At 65.2% G+C, this 15,637-nt stretch carries 15 protein-coding genes and 2 pseudogenes; 12 read left to right on the top strand and 5 right to left on the bottom strand.

What is annotated here, in order from left to right; all coding sequences use genetic code 11:
- Positions 1-313: 313 nt before the first annotated feature.
- Positions 314-1,294: an IS5 family transposase gene (locus XAXN_RS04155; protein ID WP_054318608.1), complete on the top strand. Its 981-nt coding sequence runs from the start codon at positions 314-316 to the stop codon at positions 1,292-1,294.
- A 90-nt stretch (positions 1,295-1,384) separates the two neighbouring features.
- Here the strand turns inward: XAXN_RS04155 and XAXN_RS04150 are convergent.
- A pseudogene (locus tag XAXN_RS04150) lies at positions 1,385-1,706 on the bottom strand (NAD(P) transhydrogenase subunit alpha part 2).
- A 123-nt stretch (positions 1,707-1,829) separates the two neighbouring features.
- Between XAXN_RS04150 and XAXN_RS04145 the strand changes: the two are divergent.
- The 4 genes and pseudogenes from XAXN_RS04145 to XAXN_RS23470 all read left to right on the top strand — a co-directional run.
- Entirely contained in the window at positions 1,830-2,396 is a 567-nt protein-coding gene (locus XAXN_RS04145; protein ID WP_042821416.1) for an RNA polymerase sigma factor, read from the top strand.
- Entirely contained in the window at positions 2,393-2,743 is a 351-nt protein-coding gene (locus XAXN_RS04140; RefSeq protein ID WP_042821415.1) for a hypothetical protein, read from the top strand. Before XAXN_RS04145 ends, XAXN_RS04140 begins: the two co-directional genes overlap by 4 nt.
- A gap of 5 nt (positions 2,744-2,748) precedes the next feature.
- Entirely contained in the window at positions 2,749-3,240 is a 492-nt protein-coding gene (locus tag XAXN_RS04135; protein WP_042821414.1) for a DUF3106 domain-containing protein, read from the top strand.
- Between the two features lie 417 nt (positions 3,241-3,657).
- Positions 3,658-3,786, top strand: a pseudogene (locus XAXN_RS23470) (alpha/beta hydrolase); the annotation flags it as partial.
- 168 nt (positions 3,787-3,954) lie between these two features.
- On the opposite strand, the gene XAXN_RS04130 reads toward XAXN_RS23470, so the two are convergent.
- Both XAXN_RS04130 and XAXN_RS04125 read right to left on the bottom strand, forming a co-directional pair.
- Positions 3,955-6,312, bottom strand: a complete 2,358-nt coding sequence (locus XAXN_RS04130) for a DUF1631 domain-containing protein (protein WP_042821413.1) — start codon at positions 6,310-6,312, stop codon at positions 3,955-3,957.
- A gap of 222 nt (positions 6,313-6,534) precedes the next feature.
- Positions 6,535-6,723, bottom strand: a complete 189-nt coding sequence (locus tag XAXN_RS04125) for a DUF1631 domain-containing protein (protein WP_241148150.1) — start codon at positions 6,721-6,723, stop codon at positions 6,535-6,537.
- 168 nt (positions 6,724-6,891) lie between these two features.
- Here XAXN_RS04125 and XAXN_RS04120 point away from each other — a divergent pair, with 168 nt between their 5' ends.
- The 4 genes from XAXN_RS04120 to XAXN_RS04105 are packed head-to-tail and all read left to right on the top strand — an operon-like array spanning position 6,892 to position 9,776.
- Entirely contained in the window at positions 6,892-7,467 is a 576-nt protein-coding gene (locus XAXN_RS04120; protein ID WP_042821411.1) for a nitroreductase family protein, read from the top strand.
- Positions 7,464-8,450 (top strand): 5'-3' exonuclease, encoded by a 987-nt coding sequence (locus XAXN_RS04115; protein WP_042821410.1) that lies wholly within the window; start codon positions 7,464-7,466, stop codon positions 8,448-8,450. The genes XAXN_RS04120 and XAXN_RS04115 overlap by 4 nt, the downstream gene beginning before the upstream one ends.
- Complete coding sequence (locus tag XAXN_RS04110; protein WP_042821409.1) at positions 8,447-8,998, top strand: NUDIX hydrolase; 552 nt, start codon at positions 8,447-8,449, stop codon at positions 8,996-8,998. Before XAXN_RS04115 ends, XAXN_RS04110 begins: the two co-directional genes overlap by 4 nt.
- On the top strand, positions 8,991-9,776 hold the full coding sequence (locus tag XAXN_RS04105; protein WP_054318607.1) for an N-formylglutamate amidohydrolase: 786 nt from the start codon (positions 8,991-8,993) through the stop codon (positions 9,774-9,776). Before XAXN_RS04110 ends, XAXN_RS04105 begins: the two co-directional genes overlap by 8 nt.
- A 198-nt stretch (positions 9,777-9,974) precedes the next feature.
- Here XAXN_RS04105 and pip read toward each other — a convergent pair whose 3' ends face one another.
- Positions 9,975-10,916 (bottom strand): prolyl aminopeptidase, encoded by a 942-nt coding sequence (gene pip / locus XAXN_RS04100; RefSeq protein ID WP_054318606.1) that lies wholly within the window; start codon positions 10,914-10,916, stop codon positions 9,975-9,977.
- A 237-nt stretch (positions 10,917-11,153) separates the two neighbouring features.
- Positions 11,154-12,014: a peptide chain release factor N(5)-glutamine methyltransferase gene (prmC, locus tag XAXN_RS04095; protein WP_054318605.1), complete on the bottom strand. Its 861-nt coding sequence runs from the start codon at positions 12,012-12,014 to the stop codon at positions 11,154-11,156.
- A gap of 201 nt (positions 12,015-12,215) precedes the next feature.
- On the opposite strand from prmC, the gene ahpC reads away from it, so the two are divergent.
- From ahpC to XAXN_RS04080, 3 genes are all read left to right on the top strand, one after another.
- Entirely contained in the window at positions 12,216-12,779 is a 564-nt protein-coding gene (gene ahpC / locus XAXN_RS04090; RefSeq protein WP_003488826.1) for an alkyl hydroperoxide reductase subunit C, read from the top strand.
- 212 nt (positions 12,780-12,991) lie between these two features.
- Positions 12,992-14,584, top strand: coding sequence for an alkyl hydroperoxide reductase subunit F (gene ahpF / locus XAXN_RS04085; protein WP_054318604.1), 1,593 nt, complete (start codon positions 12,992-12,994; stop codon positions 14,582-14,584).
- 91 nt (positions 14,585-14,675) lie between these two features.
- Positions 14,676-15,617 carry a LysR substrate-binding domain-containing protein gene (locus XAXN_RS04080; protein ID WP_054318603.1) on the top strand — a complete coding sequence of 314 codons (942 nt, stop codon included), beginning with the start codon at positions 14,676-14,678 and terminating at the stop codon, positions 15,615-15,617.
- The last annotated feature ends 20 nt before the right edge of the window (positions 15,618-15,637 follow it).

Raw genomic sequence — 15,637 nt, 5'->3', positions numbered from 1 at the left:
TTGTTGTCTGCCTTATAGGGGCGCTACTGCGCTGGCCTGCCAATGGCGCGGATGCATCACGTCGCATGCGTCGATGCGTGTGGGGTGATGTCGTCGCGCCAGCAGTGGGTTCGCACCTGCGCCACGCAGGCGTGGCGGGCAGCACTGTTTCGAAGTGGGGTCGTGCATCACGTTCCAACGCCACCTACGGTAGGAGGCCGACCGTGAGAGCCTGTTCAACGTTTCCTGAGCAGTAATACCAAGAAAGCTAGGGAACCTCTGAACAACGCGCCAAAAAAGCGCGACACTATCGTTTCGGAGTGAGGAGACATCCATGCAACTGACGTTCGGTGACGCTGAGGGCCTGGGCAAGCGCAAGCAGACCCGTCGCGAAATATTCCTGGCGGAGATGGAGCAGGTCGTTCCGTGGCAGCAATTGCTTGCCCTGATCGCGCCGCACTATCCGGTATCGGGGCGGCCCGGTCGGCAGCCGTACGCACTGGCGACGATGTTGCGGATTCATCTGCTGCAGCAGTGGTATGCGTTGAGCGATCCGGCGATGGAAGAAGCGCTGCACGAGATTCCGACCTTGCGGCGCTTTGCCCAGCTCGGTGGCTTGGACAATGTTCCCGACGAGACCACGATTCTCAACTTTCGGCGCCTGCTGGAGACCCATGGGCTTGCCGCACGGATGCTGGAAGCGGTCAACGCGCATCTGGCGCGCAAGGGTCAGAGCCTGCGCTCGGGCACGATCGTCGATGCGACGCTGATCGCTGCGCCCAGTTCGACCAAGAACGCCGATCACGCGCGCGACCCTGAGATGCATCAGACCAAGAAGGGGAATCAGTGGTATTTCGGGATGAAGGCGCACATCGGCGTGGATGAGTTTTCCGGACTGGTGCACCATGTCCATTGCACAGCGGCCAATGTCGCCGATGTCACGGTGACGCACGCATTGCTGCATGGCAAAGAAGACAGCGTGTTCGGCGACAGCGGCTACACCGGCGCGGACAAACGCGAAGAACTGCAGACCTGCCAAGCAGCATTCTTCATCGCCGCCAAGCCCTCGACGATGCAAGGCATCGGCAACACAGGCGAGCGTGCTCGGGAACAGCGTTGGGAACACGTCAAGGCCAGCGTGCGCGCGAAGGTGGAGCATCCGTTCCGGGTGATCAAGCGCCAGTTTGGCGACACCAAGGTCCGTTATCGCGGTCTTGCCAAGAACACGGCACAAGTGCTGACCTTGTTTGCGTTGTCGAATCTGTGGATGAAGCGAAAGCAATTACTGCCTGCGATGGGGAGCGTGCGCCTGTAACCCAGGAAATTCCCACGGAAAACGCCAGAAATGGCGAGAAACCCGAAGCTCCAAACGCGACTCTCCGGAACGATGTCACATTCCGCCCTGTCAGGTCTCGTTGTTCAGACCTTCCCTAACCCCGCCCGGTGGCTTCTTGCTGGACTTGAACATCTCCAGCATTCGCTCGGTGACCACGTGACCACCCGCCGCGTTTCTCGCACCCAACGCCACTGCAACAAATCCCGGCGCTTTTTCCAACGGGTGTTGGCATGCCCCAGTACCACCATCGCACCGATCAGCACGATGCCGTGCATGAAGTTGGAACCGGACATCAGCGGCGCGTGCAGGATCACCGGCACCCGCGAGAGGATCACGTGGCGGCGATGGCCGCCAGCATGAAGATGTACAGCGCTACGAATCCGTCGCCCATCGTCTCTGGCTCCACTGGCCGGTGCGACCCGCCGATCATCCCCACGCCGTGCCCGTGCCGGCGCCTGTCAACCGAATCCGCACTCGCCCGTTGACGTCGTATCGTCTCTGCGGAAGCTACGCTGTGTTGGTGGGAACTCCTTTCGATCCGCAAGCTACCGCACCGGCCGCCACCGCGCCGGTGTCGCTGGACGCCTTTCTGGCCGGCATCGGGCCGCGTGCCTTCCGTTTTGCCGAGGCCGGCTTGCGGCACCGCGAAGATGCGCTGGACGCCGTGCAGGACGCCATGGTGAAGCTGCTGGGCTACCGCGAACGGCCAGCCGACGAATGGACGCCGCTGTTCTGGAGCATCCTGCGCAGCCGCATCATCGACCTGCAGCGGCGACGCAGCTTTCGCCTGAAGTTCTGGGCACCGGCCGAGCGCGCCGACGACGAGGGACCGATCGACTGGGCCGCCCCCGGCACCACCGGACCGGTCGACGAACAACAGCATCAACAGGCCTACCAACGGCTGGTCGATGCATTGCGCACACTGCCGGCGCGCCAGCGCGAAGCCTTCACCCTGCGCGTGCTCGAAGACCTGGATGTGGCCACCACCGCCAAGGCGATGGGCTGCTCCGAAGGCTCGGTCAAAACCCACCTGTCGCGCGCGCGCGACGCGTTGCAAAAACAGTTCGAGGATTTCCTGTGAACCGCTCCCACGACACCGCCCAGCTGGATGCGCAGCTGCGCCAACTGCACGCCACCGCGCTGACCAGCCTGCCGCTGCAGACATTGGCGCGCCTGCGCCAGGCCCGCCACGCCTCGGCCCCCACGCGCAGCCGACGTGGCTACTGGTTGCTGGCCACCGCGTGCTCGGGCCTGCTGGCGATCGGCATCGGTCTGCAGCTGCATCCGAGCCAAAGCGTCTCATCTGGCGCCGCGCCGGCCTCGCCAGTTGCCAGCACCAGCGCCACCACCGAGACAGACGACCTGCTGGCCCAGAACCCGGACCTGTATGTCTGGCTCGGCTCCGACACCGCCCTGGCCATGGAATAAGCACGATGACCCACACCACCCGCCTGCTGTTGACCCTGTTGCTGTGCGCCGGGCCGTGCGCCTCCACGCTGGCTCAGGACGGCCCGCCCGGACCTCCTCCACCGGGCCCGCCCATGGACGCGCCTGGCCCACGTGGCCAGGGCCCGCGTGACGAGACGCCCATGCCAGAGTGGGATCAACTGACCAAGCAGCAACGCCAGGTCATGATCGATGCGCTGCGCGAGCGCTGGAACGACGTGCCCGAAGAACGTCCCAGGATGTACCGGCACGCCCGCCGCTGGCTGGACATGACGCCCGATCAGCGCAAGCAGGCCAAGGCCGGCATGGACCGCTTCCGCAACATGAGTCCGGAGCAACGCCGCGAAGCCAAGGCCTTGTTCGACCGCATGCGCACGCTCAACCCGCAACAGCGCAACGAACTGCAGCAACGCTGGCAGAAGATGAGCCCGGCCGAGCGCAGCGCTTGGTTGCGCGAGCATCCGCCGGTCGAGGATTGACGTTTCCCGGCAATTGCGCAACGCACGTGGCGGATGACTGCGCTTGCTCAAGCGCCGCGCAGTGTTGCGATGGGCGATGGACATGGATCATCCGTCGCGCCTGGCATCTTGCAGCACGCGAAGACCGGTCACTGCCGTGACGTACAAACTGCGCACGCCGCGTGCGCGAGGACGCGCAAGTTCCGTAGCGCATGCGGCTACAAGACCTCGCAGCAACCGATACGCACGCCAACACACGTGCTTGCATCGATGGCTTCGCTGCGTCGTTCGTTGCAACCACAACGACGCAATCACTGACCGCGCCAAACCTCCATCTACCCGGAGAATCGCTCATCAGCACCGGGCTGACGACGGCTTGCGATGCGCAGCGCGCCGTCCTTGCCGGATTGCGCGCACCAAATGTTCTGCGACGCCTGAGCGCGCTTTGCAACCTTGTGGCCGGGCGCGCAGCTGTTCAGCACCGAAGGCCTGGGCCATAACCGCCTGGTCGATCATGCCTCGGTGATGACGCGGGCATTGGAGTTCATCGGCCCAGCGTCGCGGTAACAGCGCGGAGGTGACACCCGCAGGCAGTTGCTGCAGTGGCGCGATGATCGTGCTGCTCGGGCGCCAATGACGTGCATTCTGGGCGCAGCGCGATGACCTGCATGCAGCACAGACGAGCGCGTGTCTGTATCGATCAACGCGCTGCCGTTGCAGCGCGATGACCTCCGCTCAGTGCACCGTGCTGTTGTTGTGCAACGGATCCAGACGATCGATCACGCCCTGCATCGCGCTGTCGAAAGCGCCGTCGTTGATGTGCTCGCGCAGGCGGCCCAGGCGCACCATCACCGCCAGTTCTTCCGGCGAGGCGACGCAGAAACGCACGCCGCGTCGATTGACGAACAGCAGACGCTGCGAAATCGGGCTCACCCACGACAGCTTGCCGGCCTGCACCTTGCCGTCCTTGTCGACAAAATCCAGCCACGTGCCGATATCCATCGCACGGAAACGTTCGGCATCGGCACTGTCGATGCTCTGCGCGATGGCTTCGGCACCCAGCACCACGCTGACGCTTTCGGCAGCCGGCGGCGGCAGATTGACCTGCGGCAATTCCGGCAAGACTTTTTCCAGTTCCGGGCGCGCTTCGGCGATCGCCTGCAAGGTGTCGTGCAAGGCGGTGATCGCCGCCACCACCGCATCCCCGTGCAGGCCCACGCTGGCGAACACGCGGTGCAGCGCCGGTTGCCAGACCTGCAGCCATGGCTTGCCGACGATATGCCGGCGCGCCTCACCCAGTTCTTCCAGCACGCCGTCGGCCAGCGCCAGGGCCTCGATGGTGCCGGGACCTTCCTCGCCGTCGCGCAGGATCGCCATGGTCAGGTGATGCAGCCACGGCTGGCGCAGGAAATCGTCCACCGCCTTGGGCAGGTCCGCGCCTTCGGGCGCACGCTGCTCCAGTTCCGACAGCGCGCGGCTGCGCGCCAGTTCGAGCTTTTCCTGCCCGCGCTGGGTTTCGGTGGCACGACGCTCGGCAATTTCCACCCGGCGCCGGTGCTGCGACAGGAAATCGCGGAATTCTTCTTCCAGGGTGAGGAAAATCGCCAGGTTTTCGTTGAATTCGGCCACCAGGCGGTCGACGATTTCTTCGACCTTGCCCATCAGCACGCGCTCGGCAGCGCTGTCGCCGTTGTTGCCTTCGCAAGCCTCGGCCAGCGAGTTGAGCAGGCGTCGCGCGGGATGGGTCTTCTGCACGAACATCTTGCGGTCCAGCAGTGCGACCTTGACGAACGGCACCACCAGGCGGCCGATCATTTCGCGCGAACGATTTTCCAGATCGCGCTCGTCCAACATCACGTCGAACAGCATGCCGACCAGGTCGATGGCATCTTCGTCCATCGGGTCGAGTTTTGCGGTGGCCGGGTCCACGCCCAGTCGCGTGGCGCTGGAAAGCACATCGTTCTTCAACCGCTGCGCAAGCGAGTCGGTGTCATCGCCGATGGCCGCCTGCAGCGTCGCACTGGGCGTGGCCTGCAGCAGCGACAGCACCGACATCATTTCGCGCTGGCTCAACGGGCGTTGCTGCCCTACCGCGACGGTGGCGGCAGAAGCGGCGGTGTCGCGCACGCTGCGGGTCTGCTGCAGCAGCTCGTGCAGGGCCTCGAGCAACATGCCCTGGCTACCGCCGGAATGGTCGGCGTCGCCGTCCATGCCGCCAGCCTCGCCGCCATCGGCATGCCCGCGCTGCGTCGCGGCCTGCATGCGGCCGCGGCTATGCGCCCCACGGTCAAGAAAACGGTTGGCCCAGGCCGGTGCGTACTGATCACCCTGGTCGTCGGCCCCCATTTCGGCGTTACCGCCCTGCGCCTCGGCCTGGGCGCGCTCTTCCGGCGTCTCGCCAAGCGGCTGCATGCGCGGCGGCGCGCGCTTGGCTTGCGAAATTTCAGGCATCACCCCGGCCTTGGCCAGGGTTTCGTCCAGGCGTGCGTACAACTTGCCGATCGGCTCGGCCAGATCGCGCTCGCACAGCTTGATCAGCACCAGTCGCACTTCCGGCGCCAGGTCGCAGGTAGCGAAGGCTTCGTGGATCGCCACGCCCAGATGTTCGGGACCAATCGGGTTGGTGTCGGCCATCAGCTCCAGCCCGCCGGCGATCCAGCCCAGGCGGCGGTCCACCCGTGCCAGCACCTGTTTGAAATCGCGCAACAGCACCGTGGCCAGATTGCGCACTGCCAGCCGTGATTCGAGCACGTGCTCGGGCACCAGACTCAGCGGGCCGGTGCCCATGTCGCCGGCCAGCACCACTTCGGCCGACAACGGCGTGCCCAGCACCAAGGCCTGCCAGCCGTCTTCCAGCTGTTGGCGGAACTGGCGGGCAACCTCTTCGCGCTTGCGGCGCAATTCGCGCATGCCATCGAGAAACAGCAACTGCGATGCGCCAGCGGATTCGGCACGGTCGAACAGCACATCGTCGAAATGCGCAACTGCAGCAGCAAAAACCTGCGCGAGCGCCGGCACGAACACGTCGTGCGCCTGCTCGAGCAAGCGTTGGTCACGGCCCGGGTGTCCCGACGGACTGGGCTGAAAAGTCATGCGCAAAGGCTCCCCGCCTCTGCAGGCGTGAAAATTTTCGAACGAGAAAAAACAGACGCGGCCCCAAATTCCGCCCTTGCATGGTAGGCGGTTCGTGCATCCGTTAAGTGTGACATGTTACCCACTTTACTCGTGACCGCCCAGGGTTTGCGTGTCAAGCGGCCATCCTAGCTCGCAACGTCGCGGTGGAGCTCGCCGGCGGTCATTCTGCGCATGCGGGTGTTAAGCCTTCAGCTTTACGGGCGCTTCCGGTCCATCCGCCCCGCCTCGCATCGCGCCGTAGAAGGCAGCGTCATCGCGGTGCAGGCGTTCCAGCAGCACCATCATTGCCAGTTCTTCCGCTGAGGCGACGCACAGCCGCCCGCCACGCCGGTCGACGAACCTCAGGCGCCAGGAATCGGGCTGATCCAAGACAGTTTTGCCCACCGGTCCGCGACCTTCGCGGTCGATGACATCCAGGTGCGTGCGGGGACAAGAGGTGGATCGCAGAGGGGCCGTTGGCGCCCACCGACCATGATGCGGCGAGCGTTGGGAAGGGGCCGTCTATAATTCAATGCCTCGTTGCCCCGACCCGGATTTATGCACGCACCGTATTCGCTCCAGGCGCTGGACGCGCGCCGTTCGGTTCCCTCCAAACAACTCGGCGCGCCCGGGCCGGATGAAGACACCTTGCTGCGCATGCTTACCTCTGCGGTGCGCGTGCCCGACCACGGCAAGCTGGTGCCGTTCCGCTTTCTGCGCATCAGCGGCGAGGCGCGCGCTGCGCTGGGGGACTTCCTCGCCGAGCGCACCCTGGCCGCCGACCCGCTGGCATCGCCGGCAACCCTTGCCAAGGAACGTGGACGCTTCAGCGACGCACCGATGGTGATCGTGGTGATCGCCTCGCTGCGACCGGAGCACAAGGTGCCCGTGCAAGAGCAATTGCTCACTGCCGGCTGCGTCTGTTTTGCGTTGCTGCAGGCCGCCCAGGCGCATGGCTTCGGTGCGCAGTGGTTGAGCGCGTGGATGGCCTACGACCCGGCGGTGACGGGTTATCTGGGCCTGGAAGACAACGAACGCATCGCCGGCTTCATCCATATCGGCACGCCACGCATGCAGGTGCCCGAACGCGAGCGCCCGGACCCGCGTGCGTTGCTGCGCGACTGGACCCCGTGACCACACCGACCAACCCGCTCGACGCTGCGCCGCTGGCAATCCAGCGCCCGACTCCGCTGTATCTGGTGGATGCCAGCCTGTACGTGTTCCGTGCCTGGCATTCCATCCCGGACGAATTTCACGATGCGCAGGGCTGGCCGACCAATGCGGTGCACGGCTTTGCGCGGTTTCTGCTGGACCTGCTCGAACGCGAGGATCCGCAGCACATCACCATCGCCTTTGACGAAGCACTGGACAGCTGCTTCCGGCATGCGATCTACCCGGCCTACAAAAGCAACCGCACGCCCGCGCCGGATGCGTTGCGCCGCCAGTTCGCGCATTGCAAGGCGTTGTGCGCAGCGCTTGGGCTGAGCGTGCTGGCCCACCGCAATTACGAGGCCGACGACCTGATCGGCAGCGCGCTGCACAGCGTGCGGGCGCACGGCCTGCGCGGGGTCATCGTGTCGGCCGACAAGGACCTGTCGCAGTTGTTGCTCGAACATGACGAGCAGTGGGACTACGCGCGCAATCAGCGCTGGGGCATGGACGGGGTCAAGGCGCGCCATGGCGTGCATGCGCACCAGATCGCCGACTATCTGGCGTTATGCGGCGATGCCATCGACAACATTCCCGGCGTGACCGGCATCGGCGCCAAATCGGCGGCAGTGCTGCTGGCGCACTTCGGCAGCCTGGATGCGCTGCTGGAGCGCATCGACGAAATTCCCTTCCTGCGCCTGCGCGGCGCAGCGCAAATGGCGGCGCGGTTGCGCGAACAGCGCGAACACGCATTGCTGTGGCGTCAGCTCACCACCATCGCGCTCGACGCGCCGCTGGCGCTCACCCAGACCGGCTTCACGCGCGCCCACGCCGATGCGGACATGCTCACCGGGTTGTGCGAGAGCCTGCGCTTCGGCCCGCTCACCCGGCGCCGTCTGTTGGCCGCCAGCACCGGCGCCTCCGCACCGTTTCCTCCCGTTTCCCTGGCACAAGGCCCGCACCCATGAACCGACATGACACCCTGCCCACCGTGGTTTACGAAGGCAAGTATCAGCGCATGGTCGTGCGTGGCACCTGGGAGTATTCCGAACGTGTGCATGCCGGCGGCCTGGCCGCGATCATCGTGGCGGTGACACCGGACGATGCGATGTTGTTCGTCGAACAGTTCCGCGTGCCGCTGCAGGCACGCACCATCGAAATGCCGGCCGGGCTGGTGGGCGATGTGCATGCCGATGAATCCATCGAACTGTCGGCCATTCGCGAACTGGAAGAAGAAACCGGCTGGACTGCCGAGCATGCCGAAGTGCTGATGATCGGCCCCACCTCGGCCGGCGCCAGCAGCGAGAAAATTGCTTTCGTGCGCGCCACTGGTCTGCGCAAGGTCGGCGACGGCGGCGGCGACGCCAGCGAAGACATCACCGTGCACGCAATCCCGCGCGCGCAGGTTGGCGCCTGGCTGGTGCAGAAGATGGCCGAGGGCTATCAGATGGACCCCAAGCTGTGGGCCGGCCTATATCTGGTCGATCACGCACTGGACGGCACACCGCGTGGCTGACGCAGCCATCGAACCATTGCTCGGCGCCGACGATCCGGCGCCGTTCACCGTGCACAACGCGCAGGCGGGATCGCCGTGGCTGTTGATCGCCGACCACGCCGGCCAACGCGTGCCGGCGCAGCTGGCCGCCCTGGGCCTGCCGCAGTCCGAACTGGATCGCCACATCGGCTGGGATATCGGCATTGCGCAGGTCACGCGCCTGCTGGCCGAGGCGCTGGATGCGTTCGCCATCGCGCAGACGTATTCGCGCCTGGTGATCGACTGCAACCGCCCACACGACGCACCCAGCCTGATGCCGGCGTTCAGCGACGGCACGTTGGTTCCAGGCAACCAGCACCTGACCGACAGCGACCGGCAGCAGCGCATCGATGCGATCTTCGCGCCATACCACGCACGCATCGCCGCCGAACTGGACGCGCGTGCACAGCGCAATCAGCCGACCGTATTGGTGTCGATGCACAGCTTCACCCCGGTCATGGCCGGCAACACGCGGCCCTGGCATGCCGGCGTGCTCTACCACCGCGATACGCGGCTGGCGCATCGCCTGTTGCAGGCGCTGCGTGCCGAACCCGACCTGGTGGTGGGCGACAACCAGCCGTACGCGGTCAGCGACGCCACCGATTACGCCATTCCGGTGTATGGCGAAGGCCGCGGCCTGCTGCATGTGGAACTGGAAATCCGCCAGGACCTGATTGCCGATGCAGCCGGGCAACAGGCCTGGGCAGCGCGCCTGGAGCGTATTCTGCCGCCGCTGGCCGATGCCTTGCTGGCGCGTTGAACAGCAGCGTTTGGCGGCTGCATCGCAGCCGCGCTGAGCACAGGCAATCTGCAGGAGCGCATTGCCCGCGATGCAGCCTGGCCGGCCATGCTGCATCGTGCGCGGGCCCGCGCCTACGTCATGCGCACGTGAGCGCCTGGCGCAGGGCGGTCACGCCCCTGGGCTTGGGCGAACCCCGCCCGACACGCATGTACTCGCTTACGCAAATCCGTCGGTGGCACGCACCAATGCATCGACGTTTTCCGGTTCGAACGCCGAATGCCCCGACGCCGGGCTGATCTGCAACTGCGCCTTCGGCCACACCTTGTGCAGGTCCCACGCGCTTTGCAGCGGGCAGACCACATCGTAGCGGCCGTGCACGATCACACCGGGAATGTCGGCAATGCGATACGCATCGCGCAGAAACTGGTCTTCGACCTCGAAAAAACCACCGTTGACGAAGTAATGGTTTTCGATGCGCGCGAACGCCAGGGCAAAGTGGGCGTCCTCGTGCCCGGTGACGAAATCCTCGTCTACATGCAGGAAGCTGGTGGCGCCTTCCCACACGCTCCATGCCTTGGCGGCGGCCAGCCGCGTAGCCTCGTCGTCGCTGGTCAGGCGACGATGGAAGGCAGCGATCAGATCGCCGCGCTCTTCCCGCGGAATCGCGTTGATGTAGTGCTCCCAGGCATCCGGGAACAGCCGGCTGGCGCCTTCCTGGTAAAACCATTCGAGCTCGAAGCGACGCAGCAGGAAAATGCCGCGCAGCACCAGCTCGGTGACCTGTTGCGGGTGGGTCTGCGCATAGGCCAGTGCCAGCGTGGAGCCCCAGCTACCGCCAAAGACCTGCCAGCGGTCGATGCCCAGATGCGTGCGCAGCCGCTCGATATCGGCCACCAGATCCCAGGTGGTGTTGTCCACCAGATCGGCATGCGGCGTGGAGCGGCCGGAACCGCGCTGATCGAACAACACGATGCGGTACTTGGCCGGGTCGTGGAAGCGCCGCATCTTGTCGTTGCATCCGCCGCCAGGGCCGCCATGCAGCATGACCACCGGCTTGCCATGCGGATTGCCGCACTGTTCGAAGTACAGCGTGTGGCGGTTGTCGGCCTTCAGGCTGCCCTGCTGGTAGGGCGTGATCTCGGGGTAGAGCGTGCGCATGCGTCGGTCCTGCGGGAAACCGCTAGTGTATCGGCAGCTACGCACGCGCACGGGCACCCTATGCGATCGAAAAGACGAGTGCGCGGTAATGGGCGACGCCCTGGGGAGCACGCCAAACCTGCCGCGCTTACCGGCGGGCGGGCGCACTCGGTGTGCGCAATCGCCCCATCGAACGCGCGTGCTCCGCGTCGGAACGCGCGGCCCCTCGTCTTCCGACGATAGCGCTCCGGCAATTGCTCAGTTGCCCTGGCCCGCAGCTGGCAACCAGCGCCCCAACGTCACCCGATCGCGCTGCTCCAGATCCTGATGCGTGGCCACCGCAGCGAAACCACGCGCAACCAGCAGTTCGGCCACCGCCGCCCCCTGGCCCCACCCATGTTCGAGCAACAGCCAGCCACCCGGCAGCAGATGCGCAGGCGCATCGGCCACGATCAGGCGGATATCGTCCAGCCCGTCGCTGCCCGAGGCCAGCGCGCTGGCCGGTTCGTAGCGCAGATCGCCCTGCAGCAGGTGCGGGTCGTGCGCGGCGATATACGGCGGGTTGCTGGCGATCAGGTCGAAGGCCTCGCCCGCCAATGGCGCAAACCAGTTGCCCAGCCGGAAGTCGACATTGCGCAAGCTGTGGCTGTCGGCGTTACGCCCCGCCATTGCCAACGCCGCTACGCTGGCATCGGTGGCAATGACCCGCGCCTGCGGACGTTCGCTGGCAATGGCCAGTGCAATCGCGCCACTGCCAGTGCCCAGGTCAGCGACTCGACGGCCCGACTGAGTGTCCAAGCGCGCCAGCGCCAGCTCGACCAGTAACTCGGTGTCAGCACGCGGAATCAGCGTGGCCGGCGAGACCGCCAGGTCCAGCGTCCAGAACCCGCGCGAGCCGGTCAGATAGGCCACCGGCTCGCCGGCCTCACGGCGCTGCACCAAGGCCTCGAAGGCCTGCGCGACCGATAGAGGGACCGCATCGCGCCCGTGCATGAACAACCAGGCGCGATCGTGGCCCAGCGCGTGCAGCAGCAATGCTTCGGCATCGCAGCGCTCGACCCGCCCGGCGGCGCGGCCAAGCAGCTGATCGGCGGGAATGGCGGCGAGATCGTCGGACATACGGGCTTTTCACCTAAGCGCAACATCGGCTGGCCATTATCGACCATGGCGTGCACCGCGACTGCCCTAGATGCTATCTGACGAGTCGATAGCCACAGACTATCTATTTGATTCCATCAATCGATTTGAGGAATCTATCGATCCTGCCTATCATGGCGCCTGTTCCATCCCCCGCCCCCTTTCATCGCACGAGGAAACGCAATGTCTCTCATCAACACCCAGGTCCAGCCGTTCAAGGCGAATGCGTATCACAACGGCAACTTCATCGAAGTCACCGAGGCCAGCCTGAAGGGCAAGTGGTCGGTGCTGATCTTCATGCCGGCCGCGTTCACCTTCAACTGCCCGACCGAAGTGGAAGACGCCGCCGACAACTATGCCGCCTTCCAGAAGGCTGGCGCCGAGGTCTACATCGTCACCACCGACACGCATTTCTCGCACAAGGTGTGGCACGAAACCTCCCCGGCCGTGGGCAAGGCGCAGTTCCCGTTGATCGGCGACCCGACCCACAAGCTGACCCGCGCGTTCGGCGTGCATATTGAAGAAGAAGGCCTGGCGCTGCGCGGCACCTTCATCATCAATCCGGAAGGCGTGATCAAGACCCTGGAAATCCACGACAACTCCATCGCTCGCGACGTTACCGAGACGCTGCGCAAGCTGACCGCGGCACAGTTCGTGGCCAACAATCCTGGCCAGGTCTGCCCGGCCAAGTGGAAGGAAGGCGCCAAGACCCTGGCTCCGTCGCTGGATCTGGTCGGCAAGATCTAAGCCGGCTGTCACCTCCGACCTGTCGCAAGGTCGGAGCATCTCCGGCCCAGTCGGGCCGGGGGTGAACCGGAGCCGGTGCCGGGCTGCCCGCCAGCCGCCGCCAGCACGCACCCGACTTTGCGCCGGCTGCGGTTCACTCCCTTCCTTCCCCGGCGACCTGCTTCAACCCAGCGACGCCCCGCCCTCTCCTTGCCCATTCCCAGGAGTTCTCCATGTTGGATGCCAATCTCAAGACCCAGCTGACCGCCTACCTGGAACGGGTGACGCGGCCGATTCAAATCAACGCCTCGATCGACGACAGTGCCGGCTCGCGCGAAATGCTCGATCTGCTGGAGGAGTTGGTCCTGCTGGCGGACAAGATCAGCCTGGACATCCACCGCGACGACAACCAGCGCAAGCCGTCGTTCGCGTTGACTACGCCTGGCCAGGACATCTCGCTGCGCTTTGCCGGGCTGCCGATGGGCCACGAGTTCACCTCGCTGGTGCTGGCGCTGTTGCAAGTGGGCGGCCACCCGTCCAAGGCGGCTGCCGAACTGATCGAGCAGGTGCAGCACCTGGAGGGCGACTACCAGTTCGAAACCTATTTCTCACTGTCGTGCCAGAACTGCCCGGACGTGGTGCAGGCGCTGAACCTGGCGGCCGTGCTCAACCCACGCATCAAGCACGTGGCCATCGACGGTGCCTGGTTCCAGGACGAAGTGGAGGCCCGCCAGATCATGTCGGTGCCCACCGTGTACTTGAACGGCGAGCTGTTCGACCAGGGCCGCATGACGCTGGAGCAGATCGTCGCCAAGCTCGACACCAATGCCGCCAAGCGCGATGCCGCAAAAATCGCCGCCAAGGACGCCTTCGATGTGCTGGTGGTGGGCGGTGGCCCGGCCGGCTCGGCAGCGGCGGTGTACGCCGCACGCAAGGGCATCCGCACCGGCGTGGCAGCCGAACGGTTCGGCGGCCAGGTGCTGGACACCATGTCGATCGAAAACTTCATCTCCGTGCCGGAAACCGAAGGCCCGAAGATGGCCGCCGCGCTCGAGCAGCACGTGCGCCAGTACGACGTGGACATCATGAATCTGCAACGTGCCGAGCAGCTGATTCCGGCCGGTGTCGATGGCCTGATCGAGATCAAGCTGGCCAATGGCGCTTCGCTCAAGAGCAAGACCGTGATCCTGTCCACCGGTGCGCGCTGGCGGCAGATGAACGTGCCCGGCGAGGACCAGTACAAGAACAAGGGCGTGGCGTATTGCCCGCACTGCGACGGCCCGCTGTTCAAGGGCAAGCGCGTGGCGGTGATCGGCGGCGGCAACTCCGGCGTGGAAGCCGCGATCGACCTGGCCGGCATCGTGGCGCATGTCACGCTGGTGGAATTCGACGACAAGCTGCGCGCCGACGAAGTGCTGCAACGCAAACTGCGCAGCCTGCACAACGTGCGCATCATCACCAGCGCGCAGACCACTGAAGTCCTCGGCGACGGGCAGAAGGTGACCGGCCTGGTCTACAAGGACCGTACCGGCGGCGATATCCGGCACATCGAGCTGGAAGGTGTGTTCGTACAGATCGGCCTGCTCCCCAACACCGAGTTCCTGCGCGGCACGGTGGCGCTGTCGCCGCGTGGCGAAATCATCGTCGACGACCGTGGCCAGACCGATGTGCCCGGCGTGTTCGCCGCGGGCGACGCCACCACGGTGCCGTACAAGCAGATCGTGATCGCGATGGGCGAAGGTTCCAAGGCGGCGCTGAGTGCATTCGACCATCTGATCCGCACCAGCGCACCGGCCACTGCCGACAGCGTGGCCCAGGCGGCATAAGCGAGCGCCTGCTGAGCGCCCGGCCAACCCGGGCGCTCAGCTTGCAACACGCGCCAGTCGATCCCCGTCACCGCAATGAAGGCTGCTGCATATGAATCTGCGTGACCTGAAATATCTGGTAGCCCTGGCCGACCACAAGCATTTTGGCCGCGCTGCGTCCGCCTGCTTTGTCAGCCAGCCAACGCTGTCCACCCAGATCAAGAAACTCGAAGACGAGCTCGGCGTGTCGCTGGTCGAACGTGCACCGCGCAAGGTCATGCTGACCCCAGCCGGCCGCGAAGCCGCCGTGCGCGCGCGCAGCATCGTGGCCGAGGTGGAACAGATTAAGGAAGCCGCACGCCGCAGCCAGCACCCGGAAGCGGGCACGGTGCGTCTGGGCATCTTTCCCACCCTGGCACCGTATCTGTTGCCGCATGTGGTGCCGCGCATCCGCGAGCGTTTTCCGCGCTTGGAACTGCTGCTGATCGAAGAAAAGAGCGACCAGCTGATGCACCAGTTGCGCGAAGGCCGCCTGGATGCCGCATTGCTTGCACTGCCCTTGCAGGACGACCAGCTGCATGCAGACTTCCTGTTCGAAGAACCCTTCGTGCTGGCAGTGCCGGAAGGCCATCCGCTGTCGCGCCACGACAGCATGACCCTGGACGATCTGTCCGAGCAGCGCCTGTTGCTGCTGGAAGATGGCCACTGCCTGCGCGACCAGGCACTGGATGTCTGCCATCTGGCCGGCGCGCTGGAAAAATCCGAATTTCAGGCCACCAGTCTGGAAACCCTGCGCCAGATGGTCGCGGCGAATGTCGGAGTGACCTTGCTGCCGCTGCTGGCGGTCAAGCCGCCGGTGGCCCGCTCGGAAAACATCCGCCTGATCCGCTTCCGCGAAGACAAGCAGCCTAGCCGCCGCATTGCGATGGCGTGGCGGCGCAGTTCGGCAATGACCGCGTTTCTGGAGCAGCTGTCGCTACTGTTCAAGGAATTGCCCGAAAGCCTGTTCACCCTGGATCAGCCTGCAACGGAACCGAAGGCAGTTGCGGCTTAGGAAATCGGAAATCGGAAATC

Source organism: Xanthomonas axonopodis (assembly GCF_001304695.1).
Classification (GTDB): Bacteria; Pseudomonadota; Gammaproteobacteria; order Xanthomonadales; family Xanthomonadaceae; genus Xanthomonas; species Xanthomonas axonopodis.
This window is presented reverse-complemented; position numbering and strand designations above follow the sequence as displayed.

Bases quoted from the DNA above. Each gene is read 5' to 3' on its own strand.
- prmC (WP_054318605.1), bottom strand. From the start codon at position 12,014: ATGTCCGACGATCTCGCCGCCATTCCCGCCGATCAGCTGCTTGGCCGC.
- ahpF (WP_054318604.1), top strand. From the start codon at position 12,992: ATGTTGGATGCCAATCTCAAGACCCAGCTGACCGCCTACCTGGAACGG.
- XAXN_RS04155 (WP_054318608.1), top strand. From the start codon at position 314: ATGCAACTGACGTTCGGTGACGCTGAGGGCCTGGGCAAGCGCAAGCAG.
- ahpC (WP_003488826.1), top strand. From the start codon at position 12,216: ATGTCTCTCATCAACACCCAGGTCCAGCCGTTCAAGGCGAATGCGTAT.
- XAXN_RS04110 (WP_042821409.1), top strand. From the start codon at position 8,447: ATGAACCGACATGACACCCTGCCCACCGTGGTTTACGAAGGCAAGTAT.
- XAXN_RS04135 (WP_042821414.1), top strand. From the start codon at position 2,749: ATGACCCACACCACCCGCCTGCTGTTGACCCTGTTGCTGTGCGCCGGG.
- XAXN_RS04120 (WP_042821411.1), top strand. From the start codon at position 6,892: ATGCACGCACCGTATTCGCTCCAGGCGCTGGACGCGCGCCGTTCGGTT.
- pip (WP_054318606.1), bottom strand. From the start codon at position 10,916: ATGCGCACGCTCTACCCCGAGATCACGCCCTACCAGCAGGGCAGCCTG.
- XAXN_RS04080 (WP_054318603.1), top strand. From the start codon at position 14,676: ATGAATCTGCGTGACCTGAAATATCTGGTAGCCCTGGCCGACCACAAG.
- XAXN_RS04130 (WP_042821413.1), bottom strand. From the start codon at position 6,312: ATGACTTTTCAGCCCAGTCCGTCGGGACACCCGGGCCGTGACCAACGC.